Source organism: Intrasporangium sp., assembly GCF_035280925.1.
Lineage (GTDB): Bacteria > Actinomycetota > Actinomycetes > Actinomycetales > Dermatophilaceae > Intrasporangium.
This window is the reverse complement of sequence record NZ_DATEEY010000179.1, coordinates 1-23,979: the sequence shown is the minus strand read 5'-3', so window position 1 is coordinate 23,979 and position 23,979 is coordinate 1. Positions and strand designations below refer to the sequence as shown.

General features: G+C 69.6%; 24 protein-coding genes. 12 read left to right on the top strand and 12 right to left on the bottom strand.

The annotated features are described in order from the left end of the window. The first annotated feature begins 317 nt into the window (after positions 1-317). The 5 genes from VJN29_RS16250 to VJN29_RS16230 all read left to right on the top strand — a co-directional run bounded on the left by VJN29_RS16250 (position 318) and on the right by VJN29_RS16230 (position 6,938). Complete coding sequence (locus VJN29_RS16250) at positions 318-2,942, top strand: ATP-dependent Clp protease ATP-binding subunit (protein WP_324144678.1); 2,625 nt, start codon at positions 318-320, stop codon at positions 2,940-2,942. 145 nt (positions 2,943-3,087) lie between these two features. Further along, positions 3,088-3,858, top strand: a complete 771-nt coding sequence (locus VJN29_RS16245; RefSeq protein WP_414654398.1) for an ABC transporter ATP-binding protein — start codon at positions 3,088-3,090, stop codon at positions 3,856-3,858. Continuing rightward, entirely contained in the window at positions 3,855-5,183 is a 1,329-nt protein-coding gene (locus VJN29_RS16240; RefSeq protein ID WP_324144677.1) for an FtsX-like permease family protein, read from the top strand. Before VJN29_RS16245 ends, VJN29_RS16240 begins: the two co-directional genes overlap by 4 nt. A 40-nt stretch (positions 5,184-5,223) precedes the next feature. Beyond that, complete coding sequence (locus VJN29_RS16235) at positions 5,224-6,420, top strand: LCP family protein (RefSeq protein ID WP_324144676.1); 1,197 nt, start codon at positions 5,224-5,226, stop codon at positions 6,418-6,420. Further along, positions 6,417-6,938: an amino-acid N-acetyltransferase gene (locus VJN29_RS16230; RefSeq protein WP_324144675.1), complete on the top strand. Its 522-nt coding sequence runs from the start codon at positions 6,417-6,419 to the stop codon at positions 6,936-6,938. Before VJN29_RS16235 ends, VJN29_RS16230 begins: the two co-directional genes overlap by 4 nt. Before the next feature lie 63 nt (positions 6,939-7,001). Here VJN29_RS16230 and VJN29_RS16225 read toward each other — a convergent pair whose 3' ends face one another. From VJN29_RS16225 to radA, 6 genes are read right to left on the bottom strand one after another with little or no spacing between them, the layout of a single operon-like run. Beyond that, positions 7,002-7,982: an ABC transporter ATP-binding protein gene (locus VJN29_RS16225; protein WP_324144674.1), complete on the bottom strand. Its 981-nt coding sequence runs from the start codon at positions 7,980-7,982 to the stop codon at positions 7,002-7,004. Continuing rightward, a complete protein-coding gene (locus VJN29_RS16220) occupies positions 7,979-8,779 on the bottom strand; it encodes an ABC transporter permease (RefSeq protein WP_324144673.1) in 801 nt (266 codons plus the stop codon). Before VJN29_RS16220 ends, VJN29_RS16225 begins: the two co-directional genes overlap by 4 nt. After that, positions 8,772-9,566: an ABC transporter permease gene (locus VJN29_RS16215; protein WP_324144672.1), complete on the bottom strand. Its 795-nt coding sequence runs from the start codon at positions 9,564-9,566 to the stop codon at positions 8,772-8,774. The genes VJN29_RS16220 and VJN29_RS16215 overlap by 8 nt, the downstream gene beginning before the upstream one ends. Next, a complete protein-coding gene (locus VJN29_RS16210; RefSeq protein ID WP_324144671.1) occupies positions 9,563-10,501 on the bottom strand; it encodes an A/G-specific adenine glycosylase in 939 nt (312 codons plus the stop codon). The genes VJN29_RS16215 and VJN29_RS16210 overlap by 4 nt, the downstream gene beginning before the upstream one ends. Positions 10,502-10,521: 20 nt before the next feature. Beyond that, positions 10,522-11,601 (bottom strand): DNA integrity scanning diadenylate cyclase DisA, encoded by a 1,080-nt coding sequence (disA, locus tag VJN29_RS16205; protein ID WP_324144670.1) that lies wholly within the window; start codon positions 11,599-11,601, stop codon positions 10,522-10,524. A 53-nt stretch (positions 11,602-11,654) separates the two neighbouring features. Then, positions 11,655-13,070 (bottom strand): DNA repair protein RadA, encoded by a 1,416-nt coding sequence (gene radA, locus VJN29_RS16200; RefSeq protein WP_324144669.1) that lies wholly within the window; start codon positions 13,068-13,070, stop codon positions 11,655-11,657. A gap of 100 nt (positions 13,071-13,170) precedes the next feature. Between radA and VJN29_RS16195 the strand changes: the two genes are divergently transcribed. Then, positions 13,171-13,347, top strand: a complete 177-nt coding sequence (locus VJN29_RS16195) for a hypothetical protein (RefSeq protein WP_324144668.1) — start codon at positions 13,171-13,173, stop codon at positions 13,345-13,347. A 151-nt stretch (positions 13,348-13,498) separates the two neighbouring features. Further along, on the top strand, positions 13,499-13,831 hold the full coding sequence (locus VJN29_RS16190) for an Lsr2 family protein (RefSeq protein WP_324144667.1): 333 nt from the start codon (positions 13,499-13,501) through the stop codon (positions 13,829-13,831). Positions 13,832-13,924: 93 nt separating this feature from the next. On the opposite strand, the gene ligD is transcribed toward VJN29_RS16190, so the two are convergent. Together ligD and VJN29_RS16180 are read right to left on the bottom strand one after the other, a co-directional pair. Beyond that, positions 13,925-14,773: a non-homologous end-joining DNA ligase gene (gene ligD / locus VJN29_RS16185; RefSeq protein WP_324144666.1), complete on the bottom strand. Its 849-nt coding sequence runs from the start codon at positions 14,771-14,773 to the stop codon at positions 13,925-13,927. Positions 14,774-14,835: 62 nt separating this feature from the next. Beyond that, entirely contained in the window at positions 14,836-15,786 is a 951-nt protein-coding gene (locus VJN29_RS16180) for a DNA ligase (RefSeq protein ID WP_324144665.1), read from the bottom strand. 18 nt (positions 15,787-15,804) lie between these two features. On the opposite strand from VJN29_RS16180, the gene VJN29_RS16175 reads away from it, so the two are divergent. The 3 genes from VJN29_RS16175 (at position 15,805) to VJN29_RS16165 (ending at position 18,862) form a co-directional block, all read left to right on the top strand. After that, positions 15,805-16,758 carry a Ku protein gene (locus VJN29_RS16175; RefSeq protein WP_324144664.1) on the top strand — a complete coding sequence of 318 codons (954 nt, stop codon included), beginning with the start codon at positions 15,805-15,807 and terminating at the stop codon, positions 16,756-16,758. A 70-nt stretch (positions 16,759-16,828) separates the two neighbouring features. Beyond that, positions 16,829-18,055 carry an acetyl-CoA hydrolase/transferase family protein gene (locus tag VJN29_RS16170; RefSeq protein ID WP_324144663.1) on the top strand — a complete coding sequence of 409 codons (1,227 nt, stop codon included), beginning with the start codon at positions 16,829-16,831 and terminating at the stop codon, positions 18,053-18,055. Positions 18,056-18,139: 84 nt separating this feature from the next. Continuing rightward, a complete protein-coding gene (locus VJN29_RS16165) occupies positions 18,140-18,862 on the top strand; it encodes an SDR family oxidoreductase (RefSeq protein WP_324144662.1) in 723 nt (240 codons plus the stop codon). An 18-nt stretch (positions 18,863-18,880) separates the two neighbouring features. Here VJN29_RS16165 and VJN29_RS16160 read toward each other — a convergent pair whose 3' ends face one another. The 4 genes from VJN29_RS16160 to VJN29_RS16145 all read right to left on the bottom strand — a co-directional run bounded on the left by VJN29_RS16160 (position 18,881) and on the right by VJN29_RS16145 (position 22,271). Continuing rightward, the gene (locus VJN29_RS16160; protein WP_414654396.1) at positions 18,881-19,678 is read right to left on the bottom strand and encodes a sugar phosphate isomerase/epimerase family protein; all 798 of its coding nucleotides are present in this window, start codon (positions 19,676-19,678) and stop codon (positions 18,881-18,883) included. An 88-nt stretch (positions 19,679-19,766) separates the two neighbouring features. Beyond that, positions 19,767-20,720: a Ppx/GppA phosphatase family protein gene (locus tag VJN29_RS16155; RefSeq protein WP_324144660.1), complete on the bottom strand. Its 954-nt coding sequence runs from the start codon at positions 20,718-20,720 to the stop codon at positions 19,767-19,769. A gap of 64 nt (positions 20,721-20,784) precedes the next feature. After that, complete coding sequence (locus VJN29_RS16150; protein ID WP_324144659.1) at positions 20,785-21,519, bottom strand: ABC transporter permease; 735 nt, start codon at positions 21,517-21,519, stop codon at positions 20,785-20,787. Further along, positions 21,516-22,271, bottom strand: a complete 756-nt coding sequence (locus tag VJN29_RS16145; RefSeq protein ID WP_324144658.1) for an ABC transporter ATP-binding protein — start codon at positions 22,269-22,271, stop codon at positions 21,516-21,518. Before VJN29_RS16145 ends, VJN29_RS16150 begins: the two co-directional genes overlap by 4 nt. A gap of 38 nt (positions 22,272-22,309) precedes the next feature. Here VJN29_RS16145 and VJN29_RS16140 point away from each other — a divergent pair, with 38 nt between their 5' ends. Beyond that, positions 22,310-23,125 carry a hypothetical protein gene (locus tag VJN29_RS16140; RefSeq protein WP_324144657.1) on the top strand — a complete coding sequence of 272 codons (816 nt, stop codon included), beginning with the start codon at positions 22,310-22,312 and terminating at the stop codon, positions 23,123-23,125. Continuing rightward, positions 23,122-23,811: a class I SAM-dependent methyltransferase gene (locus tag VJN29_RS16135; protein ID WP_324144656.1), complete on the top strand. Its 690-nt coding sequence runs from the start codon at positions 23,122-23,124 to the stop codon at positions 23,809-23,811. Before VJN29_RS16140 ends, VJN29_RS16135 begins: the two co-directional genes overlap by 4 nt. Positions 23,812-23,979: the final 168 nt, after the last annotated feature.

Here is a 23,979-nt window from a genome sequence, read left to right as displayed (position 1 = left end):
ACGGCGGGCAAACCGAGGTATGGCCCGCCACCGCCGGACCCGGGCCCTCACATGGCGGGACGAGTTGTCGGGCGGCAGGACGCGAGCGGCGGGAGGAGCGGGACGCAACTGTGACCCGGGAAGGCGGCTCAGCGGCATACGGCCGGGTAGAGGACCACGACCGAAGGGAGGTTTCCGCTCACGGCGAACAGGAGGGCGAAACCTCCGGTGGGCAGGCTCAGGATGGGAACACTCACGCACGGGCTCGCGTTGTGCGGGGTGCCTGCTGACAGCGGGCGTGGATAGCATCGAGGTATCTCGATCAGGCAGGAGACGACATGTTTGAACGGTTCACCGACCGGGCCCGACGGGTGGTGGTCCTGGCGCAGGAGGAAGCACGCCTGCTCAACCACAACTACATCGGCACCGAACACATCCTCCTGGGTCTGATCCACGAAGGCGAGGGCGTCGCCGCGAAGGCCCTCGAGAGCCTCGACATCTCGCTCGAGGCCGTGCGGGCACAGGTCCAGGAGATCATCGGCCAGGGCCAGCAGGCCCCCACCGGCCACATCCCCTTCACGCCCCGGGCGAAGAAGGTCCTCGAGTACTCGCTCCGCGAGGCGCTGCAGCTCGGCCACAGCTACATCGGCACCGAGCACATCCTCCTCGGCCTGATCCGTGAGGGTGAGGGCGTCGCGGCCCAGGTGCTCGTCAAGCTCGGCGCGGAGCTGAACAAGGTGCGCCAACAGGTCATCCAGCTGCTCTCCGGCTACCAGGGCCAGGGCGGCCAGGGCGAGAAGACCGGTGCCGGGGTGGGCCAGGCGACCGGCGAGGGCACCCCTGCGGGGAGCCTCGTCCTCGACCAGTTCGGCCGCAACCTGACGCAGGCCGCGCGCGAGGGCAAGCTCGACCCGGTCATCGGACGCGAGACGGAGATCGAGCGCGTCATGCAGGTGCTGTCCCGCCGCACCAAGAACAACCCCGTCCTCATCGGCGAGCCGGGCGTCGGCAAGACCGCGGTCGTCGAGGGACTGGCGCAGGACATCGTCAAGGGCGAGGTGCCCGAGACACTCAAGGACAAGCAGCTCTACACGCTCGACCTCGGCAGCCTCGTCGCGGGCAGCCGCTACCGCGGTGACTTCGAGGAGCGACTGAAGAAGGTCCTCAAGGAGATCCGCACCCGCGGCGACATCATCATCTTCATCGACGAGATCCACACCCTCGTCGGTGCGGGTGCCGCCGAGGGCGCGATCGACGCCGCGAGCATCCTCAAGCCGATGCTCGCCCGTGGTGAGCTGCAGACGATCGGCGCGACGACGCTCGACGAGTACCGCAAGCACATCGAGAAGGACTCGGCGCTGGAGCGGCGGTTCCAGCCGATCCAGGTCCAGGAGCCGACGCTCCCCCACACCATCGAGATCCTCAAGGGCCTGCGGGACCGCTACGAGGCGCACCACCGCGTCACCATCACCGACGGCGCGCTGGTCGCGGCTGCCAACATGGCCGACCGCTACATCAACGACCGCTTCCTCCCGGACAAGGCGATCGACCTCATCGACGAGGCGGGTGCCCGGCTGCGCATCCGTCGCATGACGGCTCCGCCGGACCTGCGCGAGTTCGACGAGAAGATCGCCCACCTCGTGCGCGAGAAGGAGTCAGCGATCGACGGCCAGGACTTCGAGCGTGCCGCCCGGGTCCGCGACGAGGAGAAGAAGCTGCGCGCCGAGAAGGCCGAGCGTGAGGCCCAGTGGAAGTCCGGCGACATGGACGTCGTGGCCGAGGTCGATGAGGAGCTCATCGCCGAGGTCCTCGCGGCCAGCACCGGCATCCCGGTCTTCAAGCTGACCGAGGAGGAGTCGAGCCGGCTGCTCCACATGGAGGACGAGCTGCACAAGCGGATCGTCGGCATGGACGACGCCGTCAAGGCCCTTTCCCAGGCCATCCGTCGCACCCGCGCCGGCCTCAAGGACCCGCGCCGTCCCGGTGGCTCGTTCATCTTCGCCGGTCCGACCGGTGTCGGTAAGACGGAGCTCGCCAAGACGCTCGCCGAGTTCCTCTTCGGCAGCGAGGACTCGCTCATCAGCCTCGACATGTCCGAGTACTCCGAGAAGCACACGGTGAGCCGGCTCTTCGGCTCCCCGCCCGGCTACGTCGGATACGAGGAGGGCGGCCAGCTGACCGAGAAGGTCCGCCGCAAGCCGTTCTCGGTCGTGCTCTTCGACGAGGTGGAGAAGGCCCACCCGGAGATCTTCAACAGCCTGCTGCAGATTCTCGAGGACGGCCGCCTCACCGACTCGCAGGGTCGGATGATCGACTTCAAGAACACCGTCATCATCATGACGACCAACCTCGGTACCCGGGACATCTCGAAGGCGTCCATGGGCTTCAGCGCCGGACCCGACACTCGCTCCGACTACGAGCGGATGAAGGCGAAGGTCACGGATGAGCTCAAGCAGCACTTCCGGCCGGAGTTCCTCAACCGGGTCGACGAGATCATCGTGTTCCCGCACCTGACGCGCACCGAGATCACGCAGATCGTCGACCTCGAGATCGCCAAGCTCGACAAGCGGCTCAAGGACAAGGACATGGGCATCGAGCTCACGCCCGCGGCCAAGGACCTGCTCGCGAAGAGGGGCTACGACCCCGTGCTCGGCGCGCGGCCGCTCCGCCGCACGATCCAGCGCGAGATCGAGGATGCCCTCTCGGAGAAGATCCTCTACGCCGAGTTCACGTCCGGCCAGTACGTCCGGATCGACACCGAGGGCGAGGGCAAGGAGGAGAAGTTCACCTTCAGCAGCATGGCTCACCCGAGTCACCGCCCAGCGGACGACCTGCCCGAGCTGCCGGAGGGTGCGGCGCTCGACGAGGCGCTCGGCGCCGACCTCGTCGGCGTCCCGGATCCGACCCGCGACGTGACCGGCAGCGCCGGCCCGAGCGCGGGGTCCGGCACCGAGACGGCCTGACCGCCTGATCGGACCAAGCAGGGCCCAGGAGGGGCCGGGGGACGAGTTCCCCGGCCCCTCCGTCATACCCAGGTCGTAGGCAGGCGGCCCCGGCTCCAGACCGACGTTCGACGCGGCAGGCGCCTGCCCGGGCGAGCCTTGGGACATGCCAAGGACACCGACAACACCACCAGCAGGCCGTATGCCGCTGGGCGCGCGCGTGCACGCCCGTTCCCTCCCAGCCGCCAACGGTCGTCTCATCGCCCGAGACCTCGTCATGCGCTACACCCCCGCATCAGACGGCACCCTGCCCGCCGTCGGCGGCGTCTCGGTGGCGATCGAGCCTGGTCAGAGCGTGGCCGTCATGGGGCCGTCGGGCTCGGGCAAGACGACGCTGCTCCACGTGCTCGCGGGCATCCTTCGCCCGACCTCGGGTCAGGTCCTCTGGAACGACCGGGACGTGGCCAGGCTCGGCGATGCGGAGCGGACCCTGCTGCGGCGGCGGGACTTCGGCTTCGTGTTCCAGCAGGGCATGCTGCTTCCGGAGCTGCCCGCTGTGGAGAACGTCGCGCTGCCCCTCCTGCTCCACGGCGTCCGGCGCAGCGAGGCGACCAGCCGGGCCCGGGCCCTCTTCGACCCGCTCGGCCTTGCCGGGCTGGAGCGGCGCCGACCCGGGGAGCTCTCGGGAGGCCAGGCGCAGCGGGTGGCCATCGCTCGGGCCCTGGTCGGGCGGCCCGGTGTCGTCTTCGCCGACGAGCCCACCGGTGCACTCGACCAGACGACGGGTACCGAGGTGATGCGGCACCTGACCGACCTGGCCTCCCACAGCGGTGCGTCCCTCGTCGTCGTGACGCACGACCAGAACGTCGCCTCGTGGTGCTCCCGCGTCGTGCGGATGCGTGACGGACTCATCGAGGGCGCGGAGGTCCGGGCGTGACAACGACACTGGCGCTGTGGTGGCGGATGCGGAGCCTGGCTGCCGGGCAGGACCGGGTGCCCGGGTTGCTGTCGGTCATCGCCTTCGCCGTCGCGACGGGTGCGCTGCTCGTCAGCCTCGGCGGCCTACGCGCCTTCGAGACGAGGAACGCCGAAGACGTCTCCGGCCCGGACGCGTTGTGGCCCACGATCGGCGAGACCTACGTGACGCTGGCCTGGGTTGCGGTGACCTGCTTGGTCATCCCGATCCTCACCCTCGGCAGCGTCGCGGCCCGGCTGGCCATCGCCCGGCGCGACCAGCGGCTGGCGGCGTTGCGCCTGAGCGGCGCGACGTCCGCCCAGGTCACGGTCATGACGTTGGCCGAGGCGGCGACTCAGGCCGTGGTCGGCGCGGTGGCGGGGGTGGTCATCTACGCGGCTGCCCTCCCCCTGGTGGCTCAGCTGAGCTTCCAGGGGCGGAGCTTCGAGGTGTCAGAGCTCGTCCTGCCGATCGTCCTGGTCGCTCTCGTGGTCCTGGCGGTGGTCGCGGTGGCGCTCATCTCCGGGCTCTCGTCCCTGGCCAAGGTGGTCATCGGACCCCTGGGTGTGGCGGCGCGGACCACACCCCGCCGGTTGAGCGCGGTGCGCGTGGCCGTGGCCGTGATCGTCGGGGTCGTCTGGTTCGTCGCGGTGAACTCGATGGATCGGCCGGCCCGCGCCACCACCGTCATCGTCCTGTCCGCGATGATCCTCGCGGTCAACGGCCTGGGACCGTGGGTCGTCATGGTGGCCGGGCGAGTCGCCGCGAGGTTCGCGCCCACCTCAGCCACCCTCCTCGCTGCTCGGCGCATCGTCGACGACCCGCGGAGCACCTGGCGGGCCGTGGGCGCGCTCGGGCTGGGCGTCATCGTCACCGGGTTCACGACGCTCGCGACCTCGGAGGCGAGCCAGCAACGGGCCGCCGACGCGACCATGGCCAGGGACATGTCGACCGGAGCCATGGTGACGCTCGCGATCATCACGGTCATCGCAGCCACGTCGACCGGCGTCGTCCAAGCGGCGCGAGTGCTCGACCAGCGTGCCCAGTACCGCGCGCTCAGCCTCGCCGGCACTCCCCTGTCGACCCTGCACCGGGCGCGCTCCCACGAGATCGGGTTGCCGCTGGCCGTGACGGTCGTCGTGTCCGCGGGATTCGTCCTGGTCCTCATGCTGCCGTTCCTCAACTACGTGGACGTGACGCTCATCATCCGGTTCCTGGCTGCGGCTGGTGTCGCCGCGGCCACGATGCTGGTGTCCGTGGCCGCCTCGCGAGGCCTGGTGCGGCGGGCGGCGGGCGGGACGCCCTGATCCGTGACGCCGACGTACGGTCGTCTACGGTTTCCCTGTGATGCCCGGACGCGCACGCCACCGCCCACGCCGCCGCTTGGCCGCTCTCACCGCGACGGTCGTCACGGCTGCGCTGCTGGCCGCCTGCACGAGCGAGCCCGCGCCACGAGGCAGCACGGCCGCCTCGGCGACCACGCCGGGAACCCCCACAGCATCCCCCGCGCCACCCGTCGAGCGGACGGTCGAGGGCGCCCCGGCGGACCTGGCATCGCTCATCGACCGCCTCTACGGGGGCTCTGACCTCGGCGACGGTGCCAACGCCGAGACAGCCGCGGCCCTCAAGGGACGCGCCGCACCGGCCTCACCCGTGCCGGCCGGTGCGACGGCGGCCGTCGGCTCCTGGTTCGACACGCCGATCGCCGTGGTCACGGCCGGAGACGACGTGACCCTGGCCATCGGGCCAACCTGGCAGCTCGTCGGAGGCTGGTGGCCCTCGCTCGGCCTCAAGGCCCCCGCCCTTGGCGAAGGCCCCCGTTGGGTGCTCGCGCTCGGCTCCGATGCGCGCAAGGGACAGAACCTGGGCCGGTCACGGGCCGACACCCTCCAGGTCGTCGGCCTCGACGGCACCGGCGGCGGTGGCGTCATGGGGATCGCCCGTGACCTCTGGGTGCCGCTCAGCACCGGCGGCAAGGGCAAGATCAACTCCGCGATGGCGCTCGGCGGTCCGGCGGCCCAGCTCGCCACCGTCCGCAGGGCGACCGGGCTGCCGATCGAGGGCTACGCCGTCATCGGCTTCGAGGGGTTCAAGCAGCTCATCGACGACCAGGGCGGCATCCCCATCGTCGTTCCGGAGACCGTCAACGCCTCGCATGCCCGGCTCGTCATCGAGAAGGGCCCCCAGGTGCTGAGCGGCAAGGAGGCCCTCGCCTACGCCCGCGAACGCAAGACGCTTCCCGATGGCGACTTCGGGCGCTCGCGTCACCAGGGCCAGCTCCTCGTCGCCGCGGCGATCAAGGCCAAGCTCGCCGGGCCGATCGCGGTGCCCGGCGCCCTGACCAGCTTCAGCGCCGTGGGCCAGGGCAACCTCTCCGCGGAAGAGATGCTCACCTTCGCCGCCGGCCTCCATCGGGTCAACCCCACCCAGGTCGGGCGCGGCGTCGCCGCTGGGCCCTTCGGCTGGGCGGGCTCCCAGTCCATCGTCGTGCTCGGCGACCAGGCCCGCCGGCTCTTCGCCTCGTTCGCGGACGGCAACCTGTGACCTCGACCCCGCCCGCTGACGACCTGATCGTCCGCCGTGCACGGACCTCCGACGTCAAGGGCATCCGGGCCCTCGTCGCGCCGCTGGCCGAGCGTCGGGTCCTCGTGAGCAAGGACGCCGTGACCTACTACGAGAGCCTGCAGGAGTTCCTCGTTGCCCAGCGAGGCGATGTCATCGTCGGCTGCGGCGCCCTCCACGTGATGTGGGAGGACCTCGCGGAGATCCGCACGCTCGCCGTGGCGGGCCCGCTGCTCGGCACTGGCCTCGGCGGCCGCCTTCTCGAGGCCCTCGTCGATGACGCCCGCGAGCTCGGGGTCCGTCGCCTGTTCTGCCTCACCTTCGAGGTGGCCTTCTTCACCCGTCACGGGTTCGCGCCGATCGAGGGCCAGGCGGTCTCGGCCGAGGTCTACGCCGAGCTGCTCCGCTCCTACGACGAGGGCGTCGCGGAGTTCCTCGACCTGGAGCGCGTCAAGCCGAACACGTTGGGAAACACGAGGATGCTGCGCACGCTTGAATAGTCCGTATGCCGCTGAGCTCACTTCCAGCGCAAGCCGGCTCAGCGGCATACCCCCGTTTCTGTCTCAGCTGTGGGGGTCTCGGGAGGTCGCGTAGATCCGGCGGACGACGTCCTCGATGTCAGGCTCCTCGATCGTCAGGTCGCGCACCTCCGCACGACGCGACACATCGGCGAGCACCGCCGCTGCCGTCGTCTGGGCCGCGTCGAAGGCGAGCCGCTGGCGCAGGCCGTCGGACTCGAACCCGACGAGCCGCGCCCGGGGGACTCCCTCGAGGGGCATCGTCGGCTCGGCCAGGTCGATGACGAGGAGGCGCTCGGCACCCACCGTGGCGGCGAGTCCCTGGAGGGTCCCGTCGAAGGCCAGCCGGCCGCGGTCGACGACGAGCACCCGGCCGCAGAGCCGCTCGATGTCGCCCATGTCGTGGGTGGTGAGAAGCAGGGTTGTGCCGCGTTGGCGGCGCTCCTCCACGAGGAACTCGCGAAGCCGCTGTTTGGACAGGACGTCGAGGCCGATCGTGGGCTCGTCGAGGATGAGCAGCCGTGGCGAGTGCAGCAGGGCGGCTGCGATCTCGGCACGCATCCGCTGACCCAGCGAAAGGGAGCGAACCGGCGTGTCCAGCTGTGGGCCCATCTCGAGCTGGTCCACGAGCCGGGCCGTGCGCGCCCGGGCCTCGGCGGCGTCCAGCCGGTGGATGGCGGCGAGGATGGTGAAGGACTCGTGCAGCGGTAGGTCCCACCACAGCTGGGATCGCTGGCCGAAGACCACCCCGACCTGGCGGGCCACCTGGATCCGTTGTCGCATCGGGTCGAGTCCGCAGGTTCGCGCCAGCCCGGAGGTCGGTTTGAGGATGCCGGTCAGCATCTTGATCGTCGTCGACTTGCCGGCTCCGTTGGCCCCGATGTAGCCGACCGCCTCACCGGGCCGGATGGCGAAGCTCATGTGGTCGACCGCCCGCGTGCGCCGCGCGCCACGACGGAAGTCGCGGACCAGGTCCTGCGTCTCGATGATCGGTGCCGGCGCGGTGGCGGCGCGTGTCTCGGTCATCCACCTGCTCCCTGGTAGTGGCGCGTGCCGGCCCACCAGCAGACGCCGGCGACGACCCAGGCGAAGACTGCTGCAAGTGGCGTGCACCAGGCCAGCCAGGCTGGCGCGAGAAGGTCCCCTGGCAGGTCGAGGACTGCGACGGTCGGGAGATAGGCGACGAAGGCGGTCGGGACGACGAAGGTCCAGAAGATCCGCAGCGGATCGGGGAAGACGGGCTGCGGCTGCTGGGCGGCGTAGGAACCGCCGTAGGTGAAGGCGTTGGTGAACTCCGCCCCGTCGATGATGAAGAACTGCAGCCCGCCCGCAGCGGTGAAGAGCGCCGCGAAGATGGCGGTCCCACTGAGGATGGAGAGCAGGAGCAGGCCAACCGTGGCGGCGTCCCAGGCGATGTGGGCCCTGGACAGGGCGATGACGAGGACGATCACCGCAACGGCGAGTCGCCCGACGCGGCGCAGCGAGATCTCGCTCGACATGAACTGGGCCAGCAGCGGCAGGGGCCGCAGGTAGAAGGCGTCGATCGTCCCGGCGCGAATGTAGCTCGGCAGCAGGTCGAGGTGGCCGACGAACATGTCGGCGAGCGAGAAGCAGATGTTGGACAGCGCGAAAACGAGCAGGGCGGCGGTGAAGTCGAGGCCACCGAGGACGTCGACGTTGTGGAAGATCACCCAGACCTCGGCGAGCTCGGTCAGCCCGACGCCCACGGTACCGATGATGTCGGTCACGAACGAGGTGCGGTACGCCATCTGTGCGCGGGCTCTCGAGCGCAGGATGACCCGGTAGGGCGTCAGGTCAGCCACCCTGCACCTCCAGGTGTCGGCGGCCACGCTGCAGGACCAGCTGGCCGAGGATGAGCAGGACTGCCGCCCAAGCCACTTGGCCTGCCAAGGTCGACCAGATCGCATCACCGTCGACGCGGCCGGAGAGGATGTCCACCGGGTTCTGGAGCATGGCCGGGAAGGGCGTCCACAGCGCGAGGGTGCGCAGCCACTCGGGGAACCACGGGATCGGGAGGTAGAGGCCACAGAGGAAGCCGGACGTGATCATCCAGACCAGGCGGATGCCCCGCACCTCGGTGACCCAGAAGGCGAGCAGGTTGACGATGAAGGTGCCGGCGAAGGCGGCGACCACCGCGATGACGACCGAGACGAACCCGAGGACCCACGAGTCCAGCCCGGGCGGGGCTGCGAGGTCGAAGAGCAGGGCGCCGATGAGCAACGATGGCGCACCGCGCAGGATGAGGTTGATGCCCGCGCGGCCCAGGTCTCCTGCTACGTATGCGAGCTGCGGGTTGAGCGGACGGAGGAAGTCCACTGCTATGTCGCCGCTTCGGACGCGGTCGCTGACCTCCTGGAAGCCCCAGAGGCTGACCGCGCCGAGGAGCGCCTGGCCCCACCACACGAACGCGAGCACCTTGGGCGCGTCGTACCCGCCGATCTCCGTGCCGGCGGACGCGACCGCAGCGACGAGGACCGAAGCCCGGATCAGGCCAAAGACGGAGTTGGTCGTCGTTCCTGCCAGCATGGCCAGGCGATACGTCGAGTGCCGCCGGAAGCCTGCTCTCACGAGGATGGCAAAGGTTCTCATGGTTCGGTCGCCAGCATGGCGGACGACCCGGGCAGACGGAATCGGTTGCGCGACAAGGGCTCAACGAGGCCGTCCGCGACGAGCGAGTCCAGGCATCGCATGACTTGGGCGCTGTCCGGCCCGGCGCCTACCAGAGCCTCGAGCGGAAGCGCCTCATGCTCCTCTCTCAGTCGCCGCAGGATCTCGCCTCGGACCTGACGGTCGGTGCCGTGCCACGCCTGCCCGCGCCGCGGTGGCCCGGCCGAGGTGGGTCGTCCGGACGCATTCCAGGCACAGAGATCGGACACCGGGCACTCCTGGCACCGTGGACCGCGCGCCACACAGACGAGCGCGCCGAGCTCCATGACGGCGACGTTCCAGACATTCGCCTCCTGCCGTGCCTCGAGCGAGGTGTACCGCTGGGTGGGCAGGGCACTCGTGGCCAGCAACGTCTCCGCCCGAGTCAACGTCACATGCGGAAAGGCCTTGCCCTCCAAGGCTCGCGCGAGGACGCGGCGCACATTCGTGTCCACCACGACCTCCGGAATGCCGAAGGCGAAGCAGGCGACAGCGGCTGCGGTGTAGGCGCCGACACCAGGCAGGGCGAGCAGCTCGGCGTGTGTCGCAGGCACCTCGCCACCATGCCGCTCGACCATCGCCGTGGCTGCTTCATGGAGCCGCAGCGCGCGGCGGGGATAGCCGAGTCTGCCCCAGGCTCGCACGGCGTCGCCCGGCGCGGAGGCGGCGAGTTCGCCGGGCGTCGGCCACCGCGTCATCCACTCGCGCCAGGTCGGCTCCACCCGAGCCAGTGGAGTCTGCTGCGCCATCACCTCTGACACGAAGATGCCCCATGAGCTGCAGTCCGGCTCGCGCCACGGAAGGTTGCGACCCGCTCGGGCGTACCAACGGCTGACGCGCTCACGCAGCACGTCAAGCGGCACCGGGCCCAGCGGCATACGGAATCTCGTTGTCCTCGTTAGACGTAGCGCTCGAGGATCGACGATTCGGCGAGACGCGACAGCCCTTCGCGGACAGCGCGGGCCCGGCCCTCACCGACACCGTCGACGAGCATGAGGTCCTCGATACCTGCCGCGAGGAGGCGCTGAAGCGACTCGAAGTGTGAGACAAGGCGTTCGACGATTGCCGTCGGCAGGCGGGGCACCTTGGTCAGCAGACGGTAGCCCTGCGGGCTGACGGGGGCGTCCAGGCTGTCCCCAACGATCATGAAGCCCACCGCCCGGGCGTCGGCTGCGAGATCGAGCAGCTCGACGGAGTTGAGCGACTCGAGGTTCGCGAGCGCGTCGTCCGAAGTGAGGTCCGACTTGGTGGCCGGCAGGTAGTCGCGGATGACGAGCTCACGGTCGTTGCCGAGGCCACCGACGAGCTCCTCCAGCTGGAGGGCGAGCAAGCGGCCATCGGTGCCCAGCTCGACGACATAGTCCTGGATCTCAGCCGAGATGCGCCTGACCATCTCGAGGCGCTGGAGCACCGACGTGACGTCGCGGATCGTGACGAGGTCCTCGATCTCGAGCGCCGACAACGTGCCGGTCACCTCGTCGAGGCGGGCCTTGTAGCGCTCCAGCGTCTGCAGCGCCTGGTCTGCGCGCGACAACGTTGTCGGCGAACCCTCGACGACGTGGCGCAGGTTGCCGACGTAGAGCGCGACGACGCCCATCGACTGGCTCACCGAGATGACGGGGAAGCCAGTCTGCTTCGCGACTCGCTCCGCCGTCCGATGTCGTGTGCCTGACTCAGACGTCTCGATGCTCGAGTCCGGCACGAGCTGGGTCGCTGCACGGAGGATGCGCGTGCCCTCGCGGTCGAGGACGACGGCGCCATCCATCTTGCACAGCTCGCGGACCCGCGTCGCCGAGAACTCCACGTCGAGGGTGAAGCCGCCGGTGCAGATCGACTCGACGACCCTGTCGTGGCCGAGGACGATGAGGGCGCCGGTGCGGCCGCGGAGAATTCGCTCGAGGCCGTCGCGCAACTCAGTGCCAGGAGCGACCGCGGCGAGGGCCGCCCGAAGCAGCAGCTCGTCGTCGTTCCTGTCCATCACTTCCCGTTCGGCCGAGGTCGGTTCTGCATCAAGACGCGGTGGTCCGCAGTCTAAGCGGTCTCACGCGTCAGTGCGGGCGGTGTTCGTCGCATGGCGAGGCGGCGCATCGTCTCGATCGCCTCGGAGACGCTCCCGACCTCGATCACGTCGATCCCGTCCGGCGCGGCGGCATCGGCCCGGCTGCCGGTCGGGACGACGGCGTGCCGGAAGCCGAGTCGAGCAGCTTCGTTGAGGCGTCGACCGATTCCCGTTGCCCTGCGGACCTCCCCAGCAAGACCGACCTCCCCGATGGCAATGGCATCGACCGGCAGCGGCAGGTCGAGAACGGAGGAGGCCAGTGCACAGACGAGGGCGAGGTCGGCGGCCGGTTCGGTGACTCGCGCGCCGCCGACCGTTGCGGCGAAGATGTCATGGGATCCGATCGGCGCACCGGCCCGCTTGTCGAGAACGGCGATGACCATCGCGAGCCGGGACGCGTCGAGACCGCTCGACGTCCGCCGCGGCGATGGCAGGCTGGACGGCGCGACGAGTGCCTGGATCTCCGTGACGAGCGGACGCCGACCCTCGAGCGTGACCGTCACGCAGGTCCCCGCGACCGCATGGTGGCGGTCCGACAGGAAAAGACCGCTCGGGTCGGCCAACCCCACGATGCCCGCCTCGGACAGGTCGAAGCAGCCCACCTCGTCCGTCGGGCCGAAACGATTCTTGACGGCGCGGACCAGGCGCAGACGCGAGTGCCGGTCACCCTCGAACTGGAGCACGACATCGACGAGGTGCTCGAGCACTCGGGGACCCGCGATCGAGCCGTCCTTGGTGACGTGACCGACGAGCAGGACGGCGATGCCGCGCTCCTTGGCCGCCCGGATGAGGCTCACGGCAACTTCGCGGACCTGGGACACGTTGCCGGCCTGTCCCTCGACATCGGAGCTCGCGATCGTCTGCACGGAGTCGACGACGAGCAGCTCCGGGGCGCTCGCCTCGATGTGCCCGAGGACGGTGGCGAGGTCGGTCTCGGCGGCGAGGTACAGACTGTCGGCCAGCGCGTCGATCCGCCCGGCCCTGGCCCGGACCTGCGGGGCGGACTCCTCTCCGCTGACGTAGAGCGTGGCGGCGCCCCCTCGGGCGGCCCGTGCCGCGACGTCGAGCAACAGCGTCGACTTGCCGACGCCCGGCTCGCCGGCCACGAGGACCACTCCCCCGGCGACCAGACCACCACCCAGGACGCGGTCGAACTCGGGGACTCCCGTCGGACGTGCCGTCGCCGTCCTCAGGTCGACGTCCGCGATGCGCACGGCCGGCGTGACCACCGACGCCGGGGCGGTGCGTGGCGCGCTGGCGCCGCCGACCTCCGCGACACTCCCCCAGGCCTGGCACTCGCCGCAGCGGCCCACCCACTTGACCGTGGTCCAGCCGCACTCGGCACATCGGAAACGGGGGGAGCGCCGGCTGGTCGACTTGGTGGCCATGGCCGTCACCGTAGAGGTGGGGGACGACATCGGTGGGGAGACCGGGCCGTGGAAGAGCTCCGGGACAGGATCGGGGCCAGCCCCGTGGGATCATGGAGACATGGAATCGGTCCTGCCCTACGTCCTGGCGCTGCTCCCAACGGTGGGTGTCGCCTGGCTCTTCTACATCATCATCAAGAACATTCTCGAGGGCGACCGGCGCGAGCGAATTGCCTTGGCGAAGTGGGAGGCGCAGCGCGAGGCCGAAGCAGCCGGCAAAGTTCGGGACGAAACGTAGAAATTTGCACGAGCCGCCCCTCACGGGCGTTTCTCCACAATGGCGCGCCGGTGATTCCACCGGATTGGTAATTCCGTGTAAATTGGCCGTCGACGTGAACGCGAAGCATTCACGGCGCTCCCATTACCATCACAACACCAGATGGAGAAACATGGCTCAGCGAGTCGAAGTCGTCCTGATCGACGATGTTGACGGCGGTCACGCCGACGAGACCGTCTCCTTCGCGCTCGACGGGGTCTCTTACGAGATCGACCTCAGCGACAAGAATGCGAAGAAACTGCGCGACGCATTGGCACCATGGACCGGAAAGGGGCGTCGCAGCGGCGGTGGGCGTGGCGGACGTCGCCGCTCCTCAGGCGCGGGCGGGGCGAAGCGAACCGATCTGGCATCGGTTCGGGAATGGGCTCGGGCCAACGGCTACCAGGTCTCCGACCGTGGCCGGATCTCCTCGGAGATCCAAACCGCTTACGACAAGGCCCATTGACGGCCGTCGCAGCCTGGTCCCCGTGAATGGGGCCCGGTTGGCCCGAATTGATCGAGGGGGTCACCTTCCGAATGGAAGGTGACCCCCTCGTCGTCAGCGCCGGGGCATCGCGATCTCTGCGGCAAGGTCTCCGGATTGCTCGACCCGCTCGAGGACTTCGTCCATCCGTAGCTGGCGGAGCTGCTCGCCTGCCGCACCGGCCTCGACCTCGTCCCAGCCACGGGGGGCCGCCACGGCCGGAGCCTCCCGGCCGCGAAGGGAGTACGGACAGATCGTCGTCTTGGCGGCAACGTTCTGACTCCAGTCGAGGAAGATCTTGCCCGGCCGCAGGTCCTTGGCCATCTTCCAGACGACGAGGTCCGGATGTTTCTTGGTGAGCTCCTGTGCGAGCTGCTGAACCGTGTCCCTGATCTCGTCACTCGTGTGCGCCGCCCCCGGCAATGCCGCATAGAGCTGCATACCCTTGCTGCCGCTCGTCACCGGCACCGATGCCAGGCCGATCTGCTCAAGGCGGTCGCGCACGATGACCGCGACGACTGACACCTCGTGCAAACCGGTCCCCGGTCCCGGATCGAGGTCAATGACGAGACGGTCGGGATTGAGCGGGATCGCGTCACGACCCTCACCCTCGAACCGCCATTGCGGCACGTGGAACTCGAGCGAGTTGAGATTGGCGAAGAACGTGAGCCCGGCGAGGTCGTCGATGAACGGAAAGACCGGATCTCGCCCCGCCCGACGAATCCAGTTGGGCGTACCGGCCGGCACATTCTTCTCGAAGAACTGCATGTCGTGGACGCCGTGCGGATAGCGGATCCGGGTGACCGGCCGGTCGGCGAGGTGTGGCAGCATCACGGGCGCCATCCGGGCGTAGTAGTCGATGACCTCTGCCTTGGTCGTCCCCGTCGCGGGATACATCACCTTCTCGAGGCTGCTCAGCTTCATCCGCCGACCCTCGACCTCCACGGTGACCTTCGGGCCGGCCTGCTGGCGGGCGGGCCCGGCCATCACTGGCCACCCAGGATGAGGTCGTCGACGTCGTCTGGGGTCAGGTCCTCACGCAGACGCTTGAACGCCGGCTGGCGCAGGCGACCCTGGTGGCCCAGCCCGAGCGACTCGACGTCGGCGACGAGCACCGGGTGCACCCACCGGGCGCCGAGGGCGTCCTCGGGGGGAATCTCTGTCACGAAAGGGGACTCCTCGAGTGCCAGGGTCGACAGGCTGCGCCTCAGTGAGTCACCCGCGCGGCCGGCGAGGCCCGCCCCGACTCGGCCCAGGAAGCGAAGGCCGCCCGGACCCGGCACACCGACGAGCACGGCGCCGAGCCGGTCCTGCACCGTTCCGGTGGACTCCGGCCGCCAGCCGCCGATGACCACGGAGGTACTGCCCCGATGGGGCGACTTGAGCCAGTCTGGAGAGCGGACGCCGGGTCGGTAGATCGAGCCGACCCGCTTGCTGACGATGCCCTCGAGGCCCTGCTCGCGCGTCGCGCCATGAAGTAGCGCGCCGTCCTCGAAGGTCGGCGGAGTCTGCCATCGCGGGCCCTGGAGCTCGAGGCGCTCGAGCGTGGCGCGGCGGTCGCTCCAGGCGCGACCCAGGAGCACGACGCCGTAGAGACGGAGCAGGTCGAAGGTCATCAGGGTGACGGGGCTGCGCTCGGCGAGCACCGACGCCCGCCGCGGGTTCGTGACATGGAACCGCTCGGCAAGCAGGCCGAAGGATGGCTTCCCGGCGTCGAGGCAGACGACCTCGCCATCGAGGAGCATGTCGGCGTATTCCATGGCCAGCGGACCGAGCTCCGGAAAGGCGACCGTGACATCGCGCTCAGTGCGAGACGTCAGCCGCAGCGACCCCGCGCTGACGTCCACCAAGACCCTCATCCCGTCCCACTTCACCTCGTGAATCCACTCGTCGCCCGACGGAATGACCGTGGTGGGCGTCGCGAGCATGGGGCGCATGGGTGCATTCTTGTTCTCATGCGAGCCATCTGGAAAGGCGCAGTGTCCTTCGGACTCGTCAACGTACCGGTCCGTCTCTTCTCTGCGACCGAGAACCACGACGTGCAGTTCCGGCAGGTCCACGAGAAGGACGGAGGGCGCATCAAGTACCAACGGGTGTGCTCGATCGACGGCGAGGAAGTGCCCTATTCCGACATAGCGAAGGGGTACGAGACGGCGGATGGCCAGATGGTCGTTCTCAGCGACGAGGACATGAAGAGCCTGCCGTCACGCTCGTCCAAGGAGATCTCGATCGAGAAGTTCGTGCCCGCGGACCAGATCGACCCGCTCCTTTTCGACCGCTCGTACTACCTCGAGCCGGACAAGACCGGTCTCAAGCCTTACGTCCTCCTGCGCGACGCGCTCGAGAAGGCCGACCGCATGGCCGTGGTCACGGTCTCGATCCGCACCCGGATGACCCTGGCCGTGCTGCGGGTGCGCGAGGGCGTCATCGTCCTGCAGACCCTGCTCTGGGCGGACGAGGTGCGTCAGCCGGAGTTCGAGTTCCTCTCCGAGGACACGGAGGCCACCGACAAGGAGCTCGCCATGGCCGCCTCGCTCGTCGACTCGCTTGCCGGGGACTACGAGCCGGATGAGTTCGAGGACGACTACTCCGAGGCGGTCGAGGCGCTCGTCGCGAGCAAGATCGAGGGCGGCGAGATGAAGCAGGCGCCGGCGGCGCAGGCCGAGGAGACGGAGGTCGTCGACCTGCTCGCGGCCCTGCAACGCAGCGTCGACAAGGCAAAGGCCGCGAAGTCCGGAGGCACGTCGACGAGCGAGATCCGCGAGGAGGCGGCGACGGAGAAGCCGGCCGACACGGCCAAGAAGGCGCCCGCGAAGAAGGCCGCTGCCAAGAAGGCGCCGGCCAAGAAGACCGCCGCGAAGAAGGCGACGACCACCAAGAAGGCGGCGAGCAAGCGCAAGGCCAGCTGACCAGCGACACGATGCCGTATGCCGCTGGGCTGGGTCCCGGCGGATCGTGGCGGTCCGCAAGGATGGCCCCATGCAGACCGTCTCGGTTGAGGAGCTGAGCTCCAGGGTCCAGTCGCTGCCGCCGACTCCGCGGATCGTCGTCAGCGGGAACATGGCCATTCCGTGGGAGGGCGTGAAGGTCATCGACCAAGCCCTTCCCGAGTACATCCTCCACGCCCTCAACGCACCGCCCGGCCTGCCCGAACGCGAGGGCGTGACGGTCGAGACCTGCTTCGTCGGGGCCGGCATGCGGCGTCATCCCGGGCTGAGGTACGTCCCGTCGCGTCTCTCCCTCGTGCCGCTCCTGTACTCCCGGACGCTGCTGCCCGATGCGGTCCTGATCCACTGCGCACCTCCTCGCGAGGGCCAGCTCAGTCTCGGTGTGGAGGTCAACGTCCTGCCCGCCGCGATCGAGGCGTGCCGCGCGCGAGGTGGTCTCGTCATCGCCGTCATCAACGACCGCATGCCGTACACCTTCGGCGACGCCCAGGTGCCGGTCGACCACGTCGACCTGGCCATCGGGGTCGACGCACCGCTGGTCACGCACTCTGGACGCACGCCGGACGACGACAGCGCCACGATCGGCGAGCGCGTCGCCTCGAAGGTCCTCGACGGTTCGACCATGCAGCTCGGCATCGGCGCCGTTCCCGACGCGACCCTCAACGCGATCATCGGCCGCAAGCACATGCGGGTGTGGACCGAGATGTTCTCCGACGGCATCCTCGCCCTCGACGCGGCTGGGGCCCTCGACCGGGACCACCCGCTCGTCACCTCCTTCGTCTTCGGCAGCCAGGATCTCTACGACTGGGTCGATGGCAACTCGTGGGTGCGCATGCTCCGCACCGAGAAGACGAACGACCCCGGCCTCATCGCCCAGCAGCGCCGGATGACCTCGGTCAACACCGCACTCGAGGTGGACCTCTTCGGCCAGGCCAACGCCTCGCGGATCAACGCCCGCATCCACTCCGGCTTCGGCGGACAGACCGACTTCATCGTCGGTGCGCTGCACTCGCCCGGAGGCCAGTCCTTCATCGCCCTGCGCTCCTGGCACCCCAAGGCCGACGTGTCCACGATCGTGCCGCTCGTCGACGAGCCGGTCACGAGCTTCCAGCAGAGCGCCATCGTGACCGAGAACGGAGTAGCCCAGCTGTGGGGACGAGATGAGCGGGAGCAGTGCCGCGACCTGATCGACGAGTGCGCGCACCCACGCGTTCGCGAAGAGCTCTGGGAGGAGGCGGCAGGGCTCGGACTCGCTTGAGCCACAGCCGCGCCGAAGGGCGCGGATGGGCTGCGAGCGAGCCCAGCGGCATACGGTATCCGACTGGGTCGTAGCCTGAGGCGCATGAGCACGCCGGAACGCCCCGTCGCTGTTGTGACCGGCGCCACCCGCGGCATCGGGCGTGCTGTGGCCGAGGACCTCGCCGGCACCCATCACGTCGTCGTCGGCGGCCGGACAACCGAGTCCGTGAAGGCCGTGGTCACGGAGCTGCCCTCCGCCGAGGGGTTCGTCGCTGAGCTCGCCGACTGTGGACCAGGCGGGTCCCTCGAGCGGGCGCTCGCCGACCTCGTGCCGCGGCTTCCGCGGGTCGACGTCCTCGTGCACTCCGCCGGCGTCCTCCGGCGGGGCAGCGTCGCGGACGTGCCGATGGCGGACTGGGAGCTCTCGATGCGAGTGAACCTCGTTGCGGTTGCAGGCATCACGCGCGCTCTCCTCCCGGCGCTCCGCACCGCCCATGGCCTGGTCGTGGCGCTCAACTCGGGGGCGGGGCTCAGTGCCACTGCCACCATGGGCCCGTACAGCGCCTCGAAGTTCGCCCTCCGGGCCTTCACCGATGCACTGCGCGACGAGGAGCGAGCCAATGGGGTGCGGGTGACGTCCATCCATCCCGGGCGTGTCGACACCGACATGCAGCACGAGATGATCGACTACGAGAGGACGCTGTACCGAGCGGAGGAGTACCTGCGCGTCGAGTCAGTCATCAGCGCAGTGCGGCTCGCACTGAACGCCGGTCCAGAGGCGTCCATCGACACGCTGACGGTGCGGCCGCGCGGGTTCCGCGCTTGATCTGCGCACTGGTCCGGCTCAGATGCGGCTGGCCCCACGCGTCGGCATGATCGCGAACTGCGTGAAGGCGAGGGCCTCGATGAGCGCGGTCTCACGCTGGTCCGGGGCCATCTTGCGGGTCGCCACCTCGATGATGACGTCGCCCGACCAGCCGGAGCCGACGAGGTGCTCGAGCACCTCGCTGCACGGCTGCGACCCGCGGCCGGGGACGAGGTGCTCGTCCTTGAACGACCCGAGCCCGTCGGCGAGGTGGAGGTGTGCGAGGCGCGATCCGAGCTCACGCACCATGTGCAGGGCATCCGAGCCGGCCGTCGCCGTGTGGGACAGGTCCATGGTGACGTGGTCGTAGGGCTGGTCCACCGGGTCCCAGTGTGGGAGGTAGGCGAGCATCTCGCGCCGGGCCGTGCGCCACGGGAACATGTTCTCCACGGCGAGCCGGATCCCGGTGTCGTGCTCACGCAGGGCCACGCCATCGACGAAGGAGGCGGCGTAGTCCCGCTGCCATCGGAACGGCGGGTGCAGGACGACGGTGGGCGCGCCGACCTCCAGCGCCAGCTCGATGGAACGGTCGACCTTGTCCCACGGATCGGTGCCCCACACGCGCTGGGTGAGGAGCAGCGTCGGCGCGTGCACGGACGCGATCGGCAGCCCGTGGTGCTCGGCCAGCGCGCGCAGGGCGCCGGGCTCCTGCGTGACCGGGTCGGTCCACACCATGACCTCGACGGCGTCGTAACCGAGCCGCGCGGCCGTCGCGAAGGCGGTGGCCGCGTTGTCCGGGTACATCGCAGCCGTGGAAAGCCCGATGCGGATCGTCATGGGGTTCATTCTGGGGCACGGCCCCAACGGACGCCGGACGGACCCCGGGCGAGGCCCGGGCGAGGCCCCGGACGAGTCCCCGCCAGTCCTAGGTGGGCCTGCTCCGCGCTGCGTCAGGATCGAGGAGGTCGAGCCGCCTGAGGATCAAGCCTTCCCGGAGCGCCCACGGGCAGATGTCGAGCCGGTCGACATTGAGCAGGTCCATCGCCGCCTCGGCGACGAGTGCCCCGGCGAGCATCTGGTGGGCGCGGGCCTCGGACACCCCTGGCAGCGACACCCGAGCGGCCGCGTCGAGCCCCTTGAGCTTGTCGACGATCGTCCCGAGATCTGCCCGAAGCAGCTCGCGCGGGACGAAGGGGCCGCTGTCGCGTGGGGCGGCCCCCGCGATCCGCGCCAGAGCACGCATCGTCTTGGACGTGCCGACCACGCGGTCCGGTGTCGGGGCCTTGAGCAGCGGCCGGACCTGTCGAGCGACCGTGGCACGGATGTACGAGCGGACGGCGCGCGACTCCTCCGCGGTCGGAGGGTTGCCGGGAAGTCGTTCCCGCGTGAGGCGGCCCGCGCCGAGCGGCAGGCTGATGGCCACATCCGGGTCCTCGTCGATCCCCGAGGCGAGCTCCAGTGAGCCGCCGCCGATGTCCATGACGAGCAGCCGGCCACTCGACCAGCCGAACCACCGGCGGGCGGCCAGGAACGTCACCCGGGACTCGTCGACGCCGCTCAGGACCTCGAGCGTGACGCCCGTCTGCTCCCGGACGCGCGCGATGATCGTGTCGCCGTTCGGCGCCTCGCGCATCGCAGACGTCGCGAAGGCGAGAAGCTCCTCGACGCCCTGGTCCTCGGCGATCTCGAGGCACTCTCGGACGAACTCGACGAGCCGCACCGTCAGGTCCTCGCTGACGAGACCGTCAGGCAGGAGGTGCTCCGAGAGTCGCAGGTCGATCTTGTGGGAGAACGCGGGCAGGGGGTGGGCGCCGGCGTGGGCGTCCACGACGAGCAGGTGGACGGTGTTGGAGCCGATGTCGATGACGCCCAGCCGCATCCTCCGACCCTAGCGGGACTCGGTGAACATCCCCTGAACGGGTGGTGATCGGCCGGTCTACCCGTCAGGGAGTGCGCCGGCTGAGCGTGAGGGAGGCCAGGGCGAGCGCGAGGACGATGAAGCCCATGACGATCACGATCGACCAGGCGCCGGCACTCGTCACCTCGGCGTGCGCGGTGATCTCCTTCATCGCGTCGACGGCGTAGGACAGGGGCAGCAGGTCGGAAACCGCGCTGAGGAAGGCCGGGAGCCGGTCGCGGTCGACGAGCAGGCCACAGAGCAGGAACTGCGGGGTGATGAAGGCCGGCATGAACTGCACCGCCTGGAACTCGGTCCGGGCGAACGCGCTTGCGAGCAGCCCGAGGGACGTTCCGAGGACCGCGACCAGGACGGCGACGAGCACGAGCATCCACAGCGGACCGACGACGTCGAGGTCGCACACCCAGATCGCGAAGGACGTCGCGAGGAGTGCCTGGACGATGGCCAGCGCGCCGAAGGCCCCGGCGTAGCCCAGCATGAAGTCGGCCCTGCCCATGAGGCTCGTGAGGAGCCGTTCCAGGGTCCCCGACTGGCGCTCCCGCAGCGTGGCCACCGACGTCACGACGAACATGACGATCAGCGGGAAGACGCCAAGGAGCGCAGGGCCGATGTGGTCGAAGACCGGCGTGTTGCTGTAGATCCAGGCGAGCAGCCCGATCGCGACCATGGGCACCACCATGATCAGCGCGATCGTGCGGTGGTCCGTGCGGATCTGCCGCAGCACCCGGCCGGTCGTGGCGATGGTCAGCCCGGGGTTCATCGGCCCAGCTCTCCGTCGGACGATGCCTCGACGAGGGCGAGGAAGGCGGCGTCCGCATCGGTCTCCCCGGTGTGCTCGAGCAGCTCGTCCGGCGTGAGGTCGGCCAGGACCCGGCCGTCGCGCAGGAGGACGAGCCGGTCGCAGCGGGTCGCCTCATCCATCACGTGGCTCGACACGATGAGCGAGCAGCCCTGCGCGACGAGGTCATGGAAGTGGTTCCACAGGTCGCGGCGCAGGATGGGGTCGAGGCCCACGGTCGGTTCGTCGAGCACGAGCAGGCTCGGGCGGCCGACGAGGGCGCAGGCCAGCGAGACCCGGGACTCCTGGCCTCCCGAGAGGTTGCGGACGAGGACGCCGGCGTGGTCCTCGAGGTCGACCTCGGCCAGGGTGCGGTCGACCGCCTCGCGCAGGTCTCGGCCCGTGAGGCCCACCGCCCGACCGAAGTAGGCGATGTTCTCCCGGACCGTGAGGTCCGAGTACACACTGGGCGACTGCGCCACGTAGCCGACCTGGTCGCGCAGGGCCCGGGTACCCCCCTCGTGGCCGAGGACCGTCACGGTGCCGGACTCGATGACCTGGACGCCGACGATGGCGCGCATCAGGGTCGACTTGCCGGAGCCGGATGGCCCGAGCAGGCCGACCACCTGACGAGCGGGGATCTCGAGGGACACGGCCGGCAGCACCCGACGCTCGCCACGAACGACGGTGAGGTCACGGACGAGAACTGCGTGACGCGCGGCGCCCTGGGTCATGACCAGAATCTACGGGCCGGACGACGTAAAGTGTGGCGGTGGCCGAAGCACCCCTCGATCTCCCGCGTGTGTGGGTCGAGTTCACCGACCCTGACGACGCCGGGCAGCGGTTCCGGTGCGACCTCACCTGGCTGACGAGCAGCTGGACGTGCATCTTCGGAGCCGGCTGCCACGGGATCTACGCCGACCGTCCGGACGACGGCTGCTGCACCCTGGGTGCGCACTTCACCGACGACGACGACCTCGACCGGGTCGCTGCCGTCGTCGACGAGCTCGGTGAGGACGAATGGCAGTACCGGGACGTCGGCGCCGCGACCGGTCGTCGGAGGGACTGGACCGACAAGGAGGACGGGGCACGCAAGACGAAGGTCGTCGACGGCGCCTGCATCTTCCTCAACCGGCCCGGCTTCCCGGCCGGAGCCGGTTGCGCCCTCCATCAGCACGCGCTGCTGACCGGCGCGCAGCCTCACACCGCGAAGCCAGACGTGTGCTGGCAGCTGCCGATCAGGCGCAGCTATCGAACCGTCGAGCTGCCCGACGACACCAGCTACCTCGAGGTGACGATCACCGAGTACGACCGGCGCGGCTGGGGTCCCGGGGGCCACGACCTCGACTGGTACTGCTCCGGCAACTCCGAGGCGCACGTCGGCCGCGAGCCGGTCTACCGTTCCCTGGCGCCGGAGCTCATCGAGCTGATGGGCCGGGCAGGCTACGAGGAGCTGGCGATTCGCGCGGAGGCGCACCTGGCCCAGGTGCGGGCGGTCCGGGCGCGCGGCGCCCACAAGCTCCTGCCGCTCATCGTCCACCCGGCGACCATCGCGGCAACACCCAGGTCCGGGCGGTCCACCGCGTGAGCGACATCATCGCCTCCCCCAACATCTGGGACACGCCGGACGTCTACGAGATCGAGAACCAGGGCGTCGACCGAGCCGGTGTCATCGAGTCGGCGATGCGCGAGATCGAGGACTGGGCGGGAAGGGATGTCGTCGACATCGGCTGTGGGACGGGATACCACCTGCCGATGTTCGCCCGGACGGCACGTTCAGTCGTCGGCGTGGAGCCTCACCCGCCGCTGGCTACGCTTGCCGCACAACGTGTTTCCGGTATGCCGCTGTGCTCGGTCCGCGAGGAGGGTGCGGCCTCGATCGGGGTTGCGGATGGGTCCTTTGACGTGGCCCACGCGCGATGGGCCTACTTCTTCGGGCCGGGATGCGAGCCGGGGCTGGTGGAGCTCGACCGCATCATGCGGGCGGGAGGCGTGGCCTTCGTCATCGACAACGACGCGACGCGCTCGACGTTCGGGGCCTGGTTCCGCAGGGCCCTGCCCTCCTACGACCCGCGGGCGGTGGAGCGGTTCTGGCAACGCCAGGGCTGGTCACGCGAGCGCCTCGACATCCGTTGGGAGTTCGACTCGCGCGAGGACTTCGAGGCGGTGGTCCGCATCGAGTTCGCACCCGACCACGCCGACCTCATCCTGGCGGAGCACCCGGACGCCACCGGAGTGGACTACGCCGTCAACCTCTGGTGGCGCCGCTACTGACGGCATTCCGGCCCCTGGCTCAATCGAGTGAACAGCTTCGGGGCCTCGCAGCAATCGAGTGAACAGCTTCGGGGCCTCGCAGCAATCGAGTGAGCAGCTTCGGGGCTCTGCAGCAATCGAGTGAGCAGCTTCCGGCCCGAATCTTGTTCACTCGATCAGGAGGGGGTC

Excerpts from the sequence above, each read along its gene's own strand:
- VJN29_RS16160 (WP_414654396.1), bottom strand. The coding sequence starts at position 19,678 with ATGACGATCCGCATCGGGCTTTCCACGGCTGCGATGTACCCGGACAAC.
- VJN29_RS16170 (WP_324144663.1), top strand. The coding sequence starts at position 16,829 with ATGCAGACCGTCTCGGTTGAGGAGCTGAGCTCCAGGGTCCAGTCGCTG.
- VJN29_RS16150 (WP_324144659.1), bottom strand. The coding sequence starts at position 21,519 with ATGAACCCCGGGCTGACCATCGCCACGACCGGCCGGGTGCTGCGGCAG.
- VJN29_RS16245 (WP_414654398.1), top strand. The coding sequence starts at position 3,088 with ATGCCAAGGACACCGACAACACCACCAGCAGGCCGTATGCCGCTGGGC.
- VJN29_RS16195 (WP_324144668.1), top strand. The coding sequence starts at position 13,171 with ATGGAATCGGTCCTGCCCTACGTCCTGGCGCTGCTCCCAACGGTGGGT.
- ligD (WP_324144666.1), bottom strand. The coding sequence starts at position 14,773 with ATGAAGCTGAGCAGCCTCGAGAAGGTGATGTATCCCGCGACGGGGACG.
- VJN29_RS16155 (WP_324144660.1), bottom strand. The coding sequence starts at position 20,720 with ATGCGGCTGGGCGTCATCGACATCGGCTCCAACACCGTCCACCTGCTC.
- VJN29_RS16225 (WP_324144674.1), bottom strand. The coding sequence starts at position 7,982 with ATGACCGAGACACGCGCCGCCACCGCGCCGGCACCGATCATCGAGACG.
- VJN29_RS16190 (WP_324144667.1), top strand. The coding sequence starts at position 13,499 with ATGGCTCAGCGAGTCGAAGTCGTCCTGATCGACGATGTTGACGGCGGT.
- VJN29_RS16180 (WP_324144665.1), bottom strand. The coding sequence starts at position 15,786 with ATGCGCCCCATGCTCGCGACGCCCACCACGGTCATTCCGTCGGGCGAC.
- radA (WP_324144669.1), bottom strand. The coding sequence starts at position 13,070 with ATGGCCACCAAGTCGACCAGCCGGCGCTCCCCCCGTTTCCGATGTGCC.
- VJN29_RS16235 (WP_324144676.1), top strand. The coding sequence starts at position 5,224 with ATGCCCGGACGCGCACGCCACCGCCCACGCCGCCGCTTGGCCGCTCTC.
- VJN29_RS16145 (WP_324144658.1), bottom strand. The coding sequence starts at position 22,271 with ATGACCCAGGGCGCCGCGCGTCACGCAGTTCTCGTCCGTGACCTCACC.
- VJN29_RS16250 (WP_324144678.1), top strand. The coding sequence starts at position 318 with ATGTTTGAACGGTTCACCGACCGGGCCCGACGGGTGGTGGTCCTGGCG.
- VJN29_RS16215 (WP_324144672.1), bottom strand. The coding sequence starts at position 9,566 with ATGAGAACCTTTGCCATCCTCGTGAGAGCAGGCTTCCGGCGGCACTCG.
- VJN29_RS16210 (WP_324144671.1), bottom strand. The coding sequence starts at position 10,501 with ATGCCGCTGGGCCCGGTGCCGCTTGACGTGCTGCGTGAGCGCGTCAGC.
- VJN29_RS16165 (WP_324144662.1), top strand. The coding sequence starts at position 18,140 with ATGAGCACGCCGGAACGCCCCGTCGCTGTTGTGACCGGCGCCACCCGC.
- disA (WP_324144670.1), bottom strand. The coding sequence starts at position 11,601 with ATGGACAGGAACGACGACGAGCTGCTGCTTCGGGCGGCCCTCGCCGCG.
- VJN29_RS16175 (WP_324144664.1), top strand. The coding sequence starts at position 15,805 with ATGCGAGCCATCTGGAAAGGCGCAGTGTCCTTCGGACTCGTCAACGTA.